Genomic DNA, 13570 nt, shown 5'->3' with positions numbered 1-13570 from the left:
GTGATCCTACATCCCTACCTCAGTTTAGGTGTGAACAATGTGGGGGAGAAATGTATCCTGAGTACTACAAAGGAATACACGGTCAGGAATACAAAATATCGGATGTCCTCTAACTAAAAAAGGACCGGGTGGTTTATGCCCGGTTTTTCTTAGACTGTTTTATAAAGGATTGTACATTTTCAAAGAAAAGATAGCGTATAATAGAAGTTTGTATAAGGGAATGAATGTTACGGAAATAATAAAAAGAATAAATAAAAAAAGAGGCTTCGTGATGAGTGAAAAAGGTTTTCATGATTTTAATTTAAGTAATCAAATAGTAAAGGCTCTAGATAGTTTAGAATATCAAATTCCAACAGAAGTTCAGAGGAAAGTGATTCCTCTTGTGTTAGAAAAAATCGATCTTGTAGTGAAATCCCAAACAGGAAGTGGGAAGACGGCTTCTTATGGGATTCCAATTTGTGAATTAATAGAGTGGGAAGAAAATAAGCCCCAGGCGTTAATTTTGACACCAACAAGAGAGCTTGCTGTTCAAGTAAAAGAAGATTTTATCAATATAGGAAGATTTAAAAGGATTAAAGCAGCAGCTATTTATGGAAAACAGCCTTTTGCCATTCAAAAAACAGAATTAAAGCAAAAAACACATGTAGTGGTAGGGACACCAGGACGTGTATTAGATCATATAGAGAGAGGGACATTGACCTTAGACCGAATTAATTATCTTGTAATAGATGAAGCAGACGAAATGCTAAACATGGGCTTTATTGAACAAGTTGAGGCTATTATAAAGGCATTACCAAAAAATAGAGTGACAATGTTATTTTCAGCTACCTTACCTGAGGCGGTTAAAGACCTATCTCTTCGCTATATGAAGACACCTATTGATATTGAAATAAAGGCAACTGGACTCACAACGGATAAAATTGATCATTCGCTTCTGAAAGTAGAGGAAAAGGACAAATTCTCTATTCTTCAGGATATAACAATCGTGGAAAATCCCGATAGCTGTATCATCTTTTGCCGAACAAAGGATAGAGTAGATACATTATGTGATCAGTTATTAGACTTAGGATATAGCTGTGATCAAATTCACGGTGGTATGGTACAGGAAGACAGACTTGAAGTAATGAATGATTTCAAAAGGGGAGAGTTCCGCTATTTAATCGCAACAGACGTAGCGGCTAGAGGGATTGATATTGATAGTATCACCCATGTCATTAATTATGACCTTCCTTTAGAAAAGGAAAGCTATGTGCATCGTACCGGAAGAACAGGTCGGGCAGGTAAAAAAGGGAAAGCGATCACATTTGTTACCCCGTTTGAAGATAAGTTCTTAAAAGAGATTGAAGAATATATCGGTTTTGAAATTCCAGCTATAACAGCTCCATCAAAAGAAGAGGTTTCTGCTAATAAATCGGAATTTGAGGCAAAGAAGAACGTAGAGCCAACGATTAAAAAGGCGAAAAATGAAAAACTGAACAAGCATATTATGAAGCTATACTTTAATGGCGGTAAGAAAAAGAAACTTCGAGCAGTAGATTTTGTTGGAACGATTGCTAAAATAGACGGAGTAACAGCAGAGGATATTGGTATTATTACAATAATGGATACTCATTCTTATGTTGAAATTTTAAATAATAAAGGGCCTAAGGTACTGGATAAAATGAAGAAAACAACCATAAAAGGTAAGCAGTTGAAGGTATATGAGGCTAATAAGAATTGAAAATAATTATCAGAGGCAGTGTAACTATCTATAGAAATAGGAATGGGTCTGCACCACCCTATGATAGAAAATCGGATAGATTCATGAACAAATAAAAGTATATAAGAATTGATAAAAAGAGGTTGGGATATAAGTATTCCAACCAAATATAAACCCGAACAATTTTACGGAGATGTTAAAAAAATTCGTATAATTGTTTGGGTTTTTAAATTTTTTAGAATAGACGGTTTGTGGTTATCACCCGCAGCCTGAATACACCTTCGCTTTCCATGGGGATCTTCGGCTTTTCTTGCAGGTTCTCAGCTGTCTCGCTAATCCCCGTGGCGTCTACGTGTATTCAGGCTGCTTCGTCTTTCCAATTAATTTTTTCTATTTCCATAATAGTTTATTGAAAAACAATCTTTAAAAACGAAGTGGAATAGAGAGGAGGACAATCGACTCCTGCGAGAAGTAGAGCAAGCTTTAGACCCCACAGGCTTTGCCGAGGAGGCTTAGGTTGCCCCCTGCGCATCGTGTGTCAGTAGCAATGGAACGAATTGGTTTCTCCACTTGATTTTTTTAAAAAACATAAACAACCATAACCAAATATTTGAAATTAGCCATTATTTAAATAGCTATATGAGAGATTGTTCGTCTTTAGACATTATATATTTTGTTTTGTCCCAGCCTCTTTTGTGTCTATTATTTATAAATTGTCATTTTTTTTAAGCCTAGTAGATAATAAGGTAAAGTAATCCTTTACAAACTCCCTGAATTGCTGTGCAGTCTCCGACAAATATCTGTTTTTTGACCAGGCAATTCCAATCGTTCTTCGGCATTTTGGTTCTGTAATAGAGAGACTATGGGGAAACTGGTTTGACTGATGAAGCAATGTAATTTCTGGAACAAAAGCAATGCCTAGTCCTTGTTTCACTAAATCCCCTATAACGGTTGAATCATCACCCTCAAAGGCTATATGCGGTTCAAAGCCTGCTTCATGGCAAAATTGATCTGTTAAATTCCGAAATCCATAGCCAGTATGCATGTGAATGAATGGTTCATTTTTTGCTTCTGCCAAATGGATTGTGTCCCGGTCGGAAAAAGGATGGCTAGGGGGAACAATCAGGTAAATTTCTTCTGTTAAAAGAGGTTCCCAAATGATATCCGGATCATCAATAGTAGCAGATAAAATGCAATAGTCTATTTTTCCTTCCATTAGTTGTTCTTTCATAGAAGAAGTAGGCTGAAGGAAAAATTGCTGGAATTTTACATTTGAATTCTTTGATAGGAAAGCCTTCAAGAGGTCAGGTAGAACTCTAGGAATCGTAACAGTAAGTGTAATTTGATTTTCTTGCTGCTTGGATAGCTCCAAAATCTCCCTTTTCCCTTCGTTTAGCTCCAAGAAAATCCGGTCTACCCGCTTTAAAAAAACTTTGCCAAACTCATTTAGTTGGATTTGTCGGTGTTTCCTATTGAATAAAGGGGTGCCTAAATCTTCTTCTAGTCTAGAAATTGTTTTGCTAAGTGAAGGTTGGGCAATCTGAAGCTGTTTAGCTGCTTTTGTCATATGCTCTAGCCTTGCTACTGTCCGAAAATAATGAAGCTGTAAAAGTTCCATGTAAATTTGACCTTCCTTATATAGCTTAAAAGCTATGTTTTTATATCTAATTATATATTATACAATATGCAAAAAAATAATTACTATAAATAAAGTGTAAAACTAATTAAGGGAGTGATTGCTTGAAAGGCATACAGTTGATAAAACAGGATTTAATGGCGATGTGGAAGCATCCTCATGGGCGTATAGCTTTATTTTTTCTTATAATGGTACCTCTCATCTATGCTAGTTTCTTTTTAGCTGGATATTGGAACCCTTATGGTAACTTAGAAAATCTGCCTGTAGCGGTTGTTAATCAGGATAAAGGGGCCATGATGGATGGTGACCGTATAGAAGCAGGAGATGATTTGATTGAGGAATTAAAAGGAAATAAGGAACTGGAATTCCATTTTATTTCCGAGGAAAAGGCCGAAAAGGGATTAAAAGATGGGGATTATTATATGGTATTAACCATTCCAAAAGATTTTTCAAAAAACATTAGTACCCTAATGGATGACCACCCGATTCCTGCGAAACTTATCTCAAAAACAAATCCAGGTGGGAATTTTGTCGCATCTCAGATTAGTTCGACTGCAGTAGAAAGAATAAATGAAAAGATCTCCAAAAGCATTACAAAGACGTATGCAGAGGGTGTTTTTTCTAAGTTCAGTGAACTGGCAGAGGGATTAGAGAAAGCAGGAGATGGAGCTAATGATCTTCATCAGGGCATGAATGATGCGAAAAATGCAATGGTTAAGCTAGATGATGGATATGACCAACTTGATCAAGGGATGACTCAATTGACAGTTGGCAGTAATAAACTTCTAAAGGGAGAAGAAGCACTCTCTTCCGGTGGTGCAGATTTGGAAAAGGGTTCTCTTTCTTTATCTGAAGGTATGGATAAGTTATCTGAAGGATTAAATACGCTTATAGCAGGTGAGGAACAAGTTACTGTGGGTGTAAAAAAATGGTCTTCGAGCAATGAAAAGCTCCTTCAAGGGCAATCAAAAGCAAATGAAGCTGCCAAACTTCTTCAGGATCAAATGAGTGCATACAGTAAGTCGCATCCAGAAGCAGGAGAGGATCCGGAATTTCTTAAGCTACTGACGATTGCAAATGGATTAGCAGAGGCAACTGGACAGCTTCAGACTGGACAAACGCAGCTTGCCGAGGGTGCGCAGCAGGTAACTGCAGGGCAGGAAAATATAAATTCTGGGCTAGACAAATTTTCTGACAAGCTTGCCGAAGCAGCAGCCGGCGCTAAAGAGTTAGCATCGGGGACAGTAAAATTCAATGATGGATTGGATGAATGGAGCGAAGGCTATGCTTCATTAAATAATGGAATAAATAAAGCAGCAGATGGGACAATACCACTTAAAGAAGGTACAGAAAAAATAATGGACGGACTTGGTCAATTATCGGATGGAGCATATACCCTTTCATCTAGTTTGGATAATGCTGCTAAAGAAACAGCCAGTGTCAAAAACAGTAATTCATTGACGGATATGTTTTCTGAACCTGTTATACTAGAAAAGAAAAATGTTTCAAATGTGCCAAACTATGGATCTGGCATTGCGCCTTATTTTTTATCGCTTGCCTTTTTCGTAGGAGGAATAATGGCATCAAATATCCTCCCTCTTGGCAGACGAAAAGAGCTTATTGTAAATGGAACTCATCACTTAGTCAATAAACTGGGATTGGTATATACGATTGGGTTTGTTCAAGCAATTATTGTAGATGCTATTGTTTTAAGTGTGTTTAAACTGGAAGTGGCAAGTGTTCCACTATTTGTACTTTCCAGTATCATCGTGTCATTTACCTTCATGACCTTTATATTGATGCTTGTTACTGTATTTGGATTAGTAGGGAAGTTTTTAGCGGTTACCTTCCTTGTGTTCCAATTGGCATCTTGCAGTGGTACTTTCCCAATGGAATTAGGAAATCCTGTATTAAGTAAGGTAGGACAATGGATGCCTATGGCCCATTCACTTAAAAGTCTTCAGGAGGTCATTTCATTAGGTAATTGGCATGAATTGCAATCCCAATTATCTATTTTGGTGATTTATCTTTCGGTAGCTGGAATCATTGCTTGGGTGGCAAGTCATATTCAGCATCGGGAATTGTATGTTCAAAGCTCTCTTTCTTAAAGATTTTGAAAAATGTATTTTCACCTCTGAATAATTATCTATTCATATTTTAGATTTAAGCGATTAGAATTCTAGTTTTATTTGATAAAAAAGGCTGTAAACAAACATCCATTTTCAAGTGTGTCTATAGCCTTTAGGTGATCTCTACAAGGACAGAGATCATCTTTTTTATTTTTCAGTTCTCCAAATGAGTTTTAGTAGGGGTGTATAGTGGGGAACCACAAATAAATAGATAAGTAGTTAATTTGTATTAGGCTAATACGAATGATTAATTACGAATAGCGCTTCACTTATGCTACTATATAAGTATCTAGCAAATCGGAGCCAGCTGGCGAAAGTACTATAAGGGAAAGGACTCGATCCAAGTATGAAGGTAATCATTATTGATGATGAAAAAGCCATGCATCTCATTATGAGGAAAATGTTAGGAAAAATACCTGATCTTGAGATTATAGGAATGTTTCATGAAACGGCAAGCGCTTTTTCGTTTATCAAAACCCACTCAGTAGATTTAGCATTTGTTGATATTAGCATGCCAAAGGAAAATGGATTAGAGTTTGCTAAAAGAATGGCAGATATCGATTATAATCTTCCCATTATTTTTGTCACATCCCATAAGGAATATGCAATGGATGCATTTGATGTGTATGCATTGGATTATATTGTGAAGCCTGTTTTATTAGAGAGACTTGAAAAAGCGGTAAATCGTGCTAGAGCTATTCACCACTATGATTATTCGGAAAAACATACGAAAAAAAGAGAGCAAATATATATCCATTGCTTTGGGGGATTAGAGGTTCGATCCAATTTAGGACCTGTAAAATGGATGTCGAGAAAAAGTGAAGAGGTTTTTGCCTATTTAGTCATGCATCGGGGACGAATGGTATCAAGAGAACGTATTATTGAAGATATTTTTCCAGAGATGCCCCAAAAAAATGCAGAAACCTACTTGAATACAGTAATCTATCAGATTAGAAAATCATTAGTTCCTCATGGGTTAAAAGAAATTGTTCATTCGAATAAAGATCATTATAGTCTTTATTTGGATTACGCTTCCATCGATTATATAGCATTTGAAGAGGCATTGACGAAACTTGATGAAAAAAGTCCGAATTATAGGGAGGATGCCTTAAAGGTAGAGGAAATATACATAGGACCTCTATTTGGAGAACGAGCCTTTTTTTGGTCATTAAGTGATATAGAACGATTTAATAGTTTACACAATACTTTTGTGAAAAAATTAACGCTGAAGCTGTTAAGAAAAAAAGAGTATAGTACGGCAATTAGACTTCTAAACAAAATATGGAGCTTAAGTGAATTAGACGAAGAAGTAGTAAAATTGCTTTTAAACGCATATGCTTCTCAGAAGGATAAGGATTCATTTCTCACATTATTTGACCAGTATACCAACATTATGAGGACAGAATTGGGAATCAATCCTTCGAATGAGTTGGTTGAATATTATTCTGAGCGTTTAAGTGAATTAACGGAAATTTGACTCCTTAATAAAAAGCAAAATACCATTGGTAACTTAGGTGGTTTTTTGCATTGTCATTATTCTTTCATTTTATACCTTTATAATGTTTGTAAATAAGATTATAAAGGAGGATAAAATATGCCACTTATTCATTTAAAGAAAATATGGACACCACTAGTGTTTGTAGGAATTAGTGTTTTAAAAGATTATGAAGGGCATTATTATATCAAAAAAAGAGGAACAAAATTGAAAAGAATTAACTAAGCTATAATCATCGTACTTTTACCTTCTCTCTTTCCAGGTATTACTCATTCAAATTCCTCACAACTTCGAAAACATCCATGTTTGCTCATCTATTATAATGATTACATGAGAGAAGCTTTTTTAAGATAGGAAATTTAGGTTATGCAGAAAGTCAAATAATATTTTAATAAGCAGACTCTTATCAGCTGAATGTAATAGCTTTTATAAGTGAATGAAAAAGGTATGCAAACATCATCGTTTACATGCCTTTTTTCATTAAAGTCTGTATTTTTTTTTCAGTAGAATTATCTTGGAGTGGAACATGAACAGAAACTTCAAGATTAGGAGATCCCAATGGTTGCAGTGTAAGGTGTTCAAATGTGAGTAATCCTACTTCTGGATGATGAAGAATCTTAAGTGTATCTTGATCATCCAGCACATCATATTGGTACCAGAATTCTTTAAACTCCGCACTTAATTCACTTAGTTGTTCCACTTGTTCTCCCCACCAAGGATCATCAACAAATTTGGCGAATCCCGCTCTAAATTTAGCAATCGTTCGTTTGGCATGACTCTCCCATTGGTCGTCTTTTAGTATGCGAAAAGATTCTGATGTGAAGGTTATCCAAAGAAGATTACGCGCTTGATCAGATATTTTTTGATAATCGCCATGCACTGCAGAAAAGGATTGGTTCCAAGCCAATATGTTCATTCTGGCATCCATAACAGCGGCTGGGGAAGTACCAAAGCTATCGAGAAGACGCTGCAGTACGTCACTTACTTTGCCATCTAAACTGCTGGAACGCTCAGGCGGTGGCTGCCGATGTGCCAATAGAAACATGTGCTTACGTTCTGTATCATTTAATTTTAGCGTTCTAGCTAAGCTTTCAAGTACTTCTATGGAAACATTTATTTCTCTTCCTTGCTCTAAGTAAGTATACCATTCAAGGCTTATGCCAGATAATACAGCGACTTCTCCCCGGCGAAGTCCAGGTGTGCGACGCCTACCCTCGGGCAAGCCAAACTGTTGAGGGGAGAGTCGTTCCCGGCGGCTTCTTAAAAACTGAGCCAATTCACTGTAACGATTAGAAGGCAGTTTTGCCATGTGCTATCTCCTCCATTTACTAGTTGCCAATTAAGGTGGTAGTGGCAATTCTAGGATAAATACACCTCTGAAAGCCGAATTAGGTTCAGTATACAATAATCTTTGTATAAAAGCAGTTAGAATACAAAGGGGAGATTTAAAATGAATTTACAAAACAATACAGTCCTTATTACTGGCGGAGCTACCGGAATAGGTTTTGAGCTTGCTTCTAGATTACTAGAAAAAAACAATAAAGTAATAATTGTAGGAAGAAGAAACGAAAAGCTTCAGGAAGCAACATCTATCCATTCTGAACTAATTACATATGTGAGCGATGTATCAGATGAGAAAAATCGCATCGCATTAGTGGAACAAGTCATCCAAGACCATCCAGAACTAAACGTTCTTATCAATAATGCAGGTATCATGCATTATTTAAACTATGATTATAGTAAACCGTGGGATGATGTGGAAAAGGAGATAAAAACTAATCTTTCAGCACCTATCCATTTTACACAGCTGTTCATCCCATATTTGCTTAAACAAAACAATCCATTGATGATAAATATCACCTCAGGATTAGCACATGTCCCATTAGCTGCAACACCTGTTTATAGTGCCACTAAGGCTGCTCTCCAATCGTTTACACAGTCTATGAGACACCAATTAAGAGGCAAAATTCAAGTTATTGAAGTTTCACCTCCGCTTACAAATACGGACTTAGGTATACCGGGTTCAAACACAGCAGGCATTTCTGTAGATTTCTTTGCTGATAAAATAATAGAAGGATTAACAGAAGGGAAAGAAGAGATAACGTATGGTTTTTCTACACTAACAGCTAAAGCAAATCAAGAGGAACGCGAAGAGATTTTTAACCAGTTAAATGAGGGATAAGGGATGCTAGGGGGGGGGACGGCTCAAGAATACTGAAGAAGTATAGTTATCTAAATACAAAATCAAAGTTTAAAGAAGTGATTATTCCTCTAGTAGCATGGTTCTGCGTCCCCCTTGTTAATTAAGATTTTAAAAGATAATGAAGGGAATTAAGGCGTGCAAACATCTAAGCTTTGCATGCTTTTTTAACTTCTAAATCTCCCACAGATACAATGGATTAATCACTTGCTCCCAATATCCTAACCGCAAAGGCAAGTGTTTCAATACGATGAATGACAAGAAGGAATAACGCAATGAAAAGACCTTACCAGTAATGAACTCCAATAGAACATGTTTCTCTTTTGTAGTATTTTGTCATATTGCACCATATTTTGGTGAACATAGGAGGAGGACAATTTTACTGCTTCCCTGTTTTTGTTATAATAGTATCTTTAATACAAATTCAAACGGTGGAGGAAATTAAACAATGAGTAATTTGCCTAATTGTCCGAAATGTCATTCGGAATATACATATGATGATGGGACATTTTTGGTTTGTCCGGAATGTGGATATGAATGGACGTCAAATGTTGATACGGAAACTGACGGAGATAATAGAGTTATCAAAGATGCAAATGGAAATGTTTTGAATGATGGGGATACAGTTACGGTTATCAAGGACCTTAAAGTAAAAGGCAGTTCCTCCGTTTTAAAGCAAGGAACAAAGGTGAAAAATATCCGCTTAGTAGACGGTGATCATGATATCGATTGTAAGATTGCTGGATTTGGAGCAATGAAATTAAAATCAGAATTTGTGAAGAAAGTATAATGATTGCCTTTATAATAGGACCTTAAAGCTATTTTAATTTGCTCACTTATATATGCTAGGGGGTGATCCTGAAATTCAAATCAATTGATTTGAATTTCAGGATCTATTTTTTCTCTATTCAATGCCCCTATAGCTTAGTAAGAAGTAATATAGAATACCTATTTCCCCTTTTTATCAAATTTAAATAAAGAATTCTGCAATGTATTTCGCCATTTTTCGATAAATCCTTCTTTTGGGGGATCAATGTTCATTAAATCAGGTATATAGAACTTAAAGCGATTTTTCCCATTGTTTTTCGCATAGTACATTGCCTTATCCGCATTTTCAAGGAGTATCTCTTTCGTTTCTCCGTCATTTGGGTAGAGACTTATACCAATGCTAACAGAAATTTGTGCTTCACTTTCATTTATGAAATAAGGTAGAGAAGTACTTTGGATAATCCGGTCTGCAATATTTTCTAATTCATTTTTTGATGATTCTTCTACGATAACAATGAATTCATCTCCACCAATTCTGCTTATAACATCCTCTTCTCTTAAATTATCTTGGAGTCTTGAAGCTACTTCGATAAGCAATTGATCCCCTGCATCATGTCCTAAAGTATCATTCACATTTTTAAATCCGTCTAAATCTATAAACATAATCCCAAAACAATGATCATGCCTTTTGGAACGAGCAAGTGTTTTTTCAATATGACGGTCGAGGGCTTTTCGATTTGGTAAATCGGTAAGGTCATCGTTATAAGCCATTTGTTTGAGGCTCAATTCTAGCGTCTTTCTGTCTGTTATATCTATTAAATGTCCATTTATTTTTGAAATAGTACTGTTTTTATCGATAATAGGAATAGCTTTTTGAACGACCCATTTAACTTTGTTCTCCTCTTGGATGATCTGATACTCCACCTTACTAGGATTTCCTCTCAATACATTTTGCTCAAAGTCGGAGATTTTTGCATAGTCTTCAGGATGAACAAATTGTTTATAATGAAAGGGATACTTTAGGTCATTGTTAAAGGTTTTTCCGAATATCTTTTCCAAATCCTTTGAGAAAATTATCTGTCCATTCTGAATATCAACGGAATAAATAGCGCCTTCTAATGAATGAAGTAAACTCTCATAATCTTTAATGGAGTTCGATAATTCCTTTTCCCTTTTTTCGCTCTTTTTTAGAGATTCTTCGAGGATGAGACTTTGTTTATTTAGCTCAATTGTTAGACTCCTCATTTTCCATAGTAAAATTAAAAATACTATGATTATTCCAATCCAGACTATTCGCTTTTGTTCCAAAAAAGTTAAATTCAAGACTGCCATTAAAGTAGATATTATTATCACTGTTAAAAATCTTATATTATTATTCATGTCCTCACCTTGTTTCCATATGGAATTTCTATTCTTATTTCGGCCAATAATCAATATTTTACACTATTTATTTCGATTACTTTAAGGGACACTGAAATATATCAATGTACAGATTACTGGAGTAGCCACTAGATGCAGTATTTGATTCTATATTACACTGGAGTGGGCTCTGAGCCGCTTGTAAGATCTTACAAATTTTCGCAGTTAACATAGGAGTCCTGACATCAACTTTTCACTATGCCTTCTCTATTTTCATTCAAAAAAAAGACTTCTTTCATTACTTCAATCCGTCCTCTGTTTTCTAGTTCATATTTAGTTCATATTTGTAATTTATTATCTCTTCATAAGATGAATAGGGAGGATTTACTTTGAATCAAATTACTAATAATAAAAAGCTTATAGATAGTAGTAAATGGGCTGTGGAAGCCAATGGGCTGGTGAAGGTATTTGGTGATAACCGTGCCGTTGATGGAGTGGATTTACATGTTCGCACTGGTTCTATTTATGGAGTGCTTGGTCCTAATGGTGCGGGGAAAACAACTACAATTAGAATGCTCGCAACGTTGCTGAAGGCAGATGCAGGTTCTGCAAAGATTTTTGGCTACGATATAGTAAAAGAGCCACAGCTTGTTCGCCAATTAATTGGTGTAACTGGTCAGTATGCTTCTGTTGATGAGTCACTAAGCGCGACGGAGAACTTAATTATTTTTTCTCGTCTGTTAGGTTTAGGACGTGCAGAATCAAAGCGTAAAGCGATGGAATTACTAGAAGAGTTTGGCTTAACGGAAGCGGCAAAACGTCCATTGAAAAATTTCTCGGGAGGAATGCGCAGACGACTTGATTTAGCTGCGAGTCTTATTGCTCAGCCGCCCCTTATCTTTTTAGATGAACCAACAACAGGACTAGATCCACGAACGCGCAATCAAATGTGGGAGACAATCCGGAAATTAGTAAATGGAGGATCAACAGTACTACTGACAACACAATACCTGCAAGAGGCAGATGAACTTGCTGACCGAGTTGCAGTCATTGACCATGGTAAAGTAGTCGCAGAAGGAACCGTAAATGACCTGAAGGAATCAATCGGTACTTCATCCTTACATTTAAGTATTCAAAATGAGCAATATATGCAGGATGCACGTTTAATCGTGGAGCGTGTGCTTAATGTCCAATCAGCTGCATCAGCAGAAGGCGGTAAAATTACTGCACCTATGGCTGATGCTGACAAAGTAACAGATTTACTTATCACCCTAAAAGAGGCTGGTATTCAATTAGCTGAGCTAAGTGTGCAAAAACCAACATTAGATGAGGTTTTTCTTACTATCACTGGTTCAAAAGAAAATACTGCGAATAAATCTAGTGAATTGGAGGGATTAGTATGAGTAGCACGACAATTAAACCAGCTCATGAAGGAAAGCTTCGTGGAAACTCAAGTTTTCGTCAAGGGGTTAGAAATTCATTAACAATGGCCTATAGAGGTTTGCTTAAGATAAAGCGTACACCTGAGCAGCTATTTGATGTGACTTTACAGCCGATTCTTTTTACACTGATGTTTACGTATATTTTTGGCGGGGCTATTTCTGGCAATGTGCAAAACTATTTACCGGTGATTATTCCGGGAATTCTCGTTCAAACTGTTATTACAACGTCTGTTGTGACAGGGGTTCAGCTACGTGAGGATATGGATAAGGGGGTATTCGATCGGTTTAAGTCCCTGCCGATTGCCCGGATTGCGCCTTTAGCGGGAGCATTGCTTGCTGATACGATTCGTTATACGATTGCGACAACCCTTACGTTTACGATGGGATATATAATGGGATATCGACCAGAAGCTGGTATAGGTTTTGTTATCTTGGCAGGCCTTCTTGTCATTGTTTGTTCTTGGGCGATTAGCTGGATTTTTGCTTTCTTAGGCGTTATTTCGCGAACGGCTTCCAGTGTACAAGGAATTTCCATGCTTGTATTATTTCCGTTGACGTTTCTTTCAAATGCCTTTGTTCCGGCTGACACAATGCCTCATTTTCTTCAATGGTTTGTAAAAATTAATCCAATCTCTCACCTAGTTACAGCAGTAAGAGATTTAACAAACGCAGGGACAATTGGCTGGGATTTCACCATCTCTCTTATTGGAGCGGCGGTTATAGTAGCTATCTTTGCTCCAATGACTGTGCGTGCTTATATGCGTCGTGCGTGAGTTTTAGATAAAATAAAACAATAATACATGAAGAAGAACGGTCAATTAAATTTGGCGGTTCTCCTTATT

General features: G+C 36.6%; 11 protein-coding genes. 8 read left to right on the top strand and 3 right to left on the bottom strand.

The features are described from left to right. Nucleotides 1–271: 271 nt before the first annotated feature. Complete coding sequence (locus AB3U99_RS23880; RefSeq protein WP_400244473.1) at nt 272–1720, top strand: DEAD/DEAH box helicase; 1449 nt, start codon at nt 272–274, stop codon at nt 1718–1720. Between the two features lie 685 nt (nt 1721–2405). Here the strand turns inward: AB3U99_RS23880 and AB3U99_RS23875 are convergent. After that, the gene (locus tag AB3U99_RS23875; protein WP_400244471.1) at nt 2406–3317 is read right to left on the bottom strand and encodes a LysR family transcriptional regulator; all 912 of its coding nucleotides are present in this window, start codon (nt 3315–3317) and stop codon (nt 2406–2408) included. Nucleotides 3318–3439: 122 nt separating this feature from the next. On the opposite strand from AB3U99_RS23875, the gene AB3U99_RS23870 reads away from it, so the two are divergent. The 3 genes from AB3U99_RS23870 to AB3U99_RS23860 all read left to right on the top strand — a co-directional run bounded on the left by AB3U99_RS23870 (nt 3440) and on the right by AB3U99_RS23860 (nt 7184). Further along, nucleotides 3440–5443: a YhgE/Pip family protein gene (locus AB3U99_RS23870; RefSeq protein WP_400244469.1), complete on the top strand. Its 2004-nt coding sequence runs from the start codon at nt 3440–3442 to the stop codon at nt 5441–5443. Nucleotides 5444–5810: 367 nt separating this feature from the next. After that, nucleotides 5811–6941: a response regulator gene (locus AB3U99_RS23865; RefSeq protein WP_400244468.1), complete on the top strand. Its 1131-nt coding sequence runs from the start codon at nt 5811–5813 to the stop codon at nt 6939–6941. Between the two features lie 117 nt (nt 6942–7058). Further along, nucleotides 7059–7184 carry a hypothetical protein gene (locus AB3U99_RS23860; protein WP_400244466.1) on the top strand — a complete coding sequence of 42 codons (126 nt, stop codon included), beginning with the start codon at nt 7059–7061 and terminating at the stop codon, nt 7182–7184. A gap of 238 nt (nt 7185–7422) precedes the next feature. Here AB3U99_RS23860 and AB3U99_RS23855 read toward each other — a convergent pair whose 3' ends face one another. Then, nucleotides 7423–8268, bottom strand: coding sequence for a helix-turn-helix transcriptional regulator (locus AB3U99_RS23855; protein WP_400244464.1), 846 nt, complete (start codon nt 8266–8268; stop codon nt 7423–7425). A gap of 141 nt (nt 8269–8409) precedes the next feature. Between AB3U99_RS23855 and AB3U99_RS23850 the strand changes: the two genes are divergently transcribed. Next, nucleotides 8410–9141 (top strand): SDR family oxidoreductase, encoded by a 732-nt coding sequence (locus tag AB3U99_RS23850; protein WP_400244462.1) that lies wholly within the window; start codon nt 8410–8412, stop codon nt 9139–9141. Nucleotides 9142–9607: 466 nt separating this feature from the next. Next, a complete protein-coding gene (locus AB3U99_RS23845) occupies nt 9608–9949 on the top strand; it encodes a zinc ribbon domain-containing protein YjdM (RefSeq protein ID WP_400244460.1) in 342 nt (113 codons plus the stop codon). A 158-nt stretch (nt 9950–10107) separates the two neighbouring features. Here AB3U99_RS23845 and AB3U99_RS23840 read toward each other — a convergent pair whose 3' ends face one another. After that, entirely contained in the window at nt 10108–11307 is a 1200-nt protein-coding gene (locus tag AB3U99_RS23840; protein WP_400244458.1) for a diguanylate cyclase domain-containing protein, read from the bottom strand. A 368-nt stretch (nt 11308–11675) separates the two neighbouring features. Here AB3U99_RS23840 and AB3U99_RS23835 point away from each other — a divergent pair, with 368 nt between their 5' ends. Next, the gene (locus AB3U99_RS23835; protein WP_400244456.1) at nt 11676–12689 is read left to right on the top strand and encodes an ATP-binding cassette domain-containing protein; all 1014 of its coding nucleotides are present in this window, start codon (nt 11676–11678) and stop codon (nt 12687–12689) included. Next, nucleotides 12686–13501 (top strand): ABC transporter permease, encoded by an 816-nt coding sequence (locus tag AB3U99_RS23830; protein ID WP_400244454.1) that lies wholly within the window; start codon nt 12686–12688, stop codon nt 13499–13501. The genes AB3U99_RS23835 and AB3U99_RS23830 overlap by 4 nt, the downstream gene beginning before the upstream one ends. The last annotated feature ends 69 nt before the right edge of the window (nt 13502–13570 follow it).

Source organism: Niallia tiangongensis, assembly GCF_044704065.1.
GTDB classification, from domain to species: Bacteria; Bacillota; Bacilli; order Bacillales; family Cytobacillaceae; genus Niallia; species Niallia tiangongensis.
This window is presented reverse-complemented; position numbering and strand designations above follow the sequence as displayed.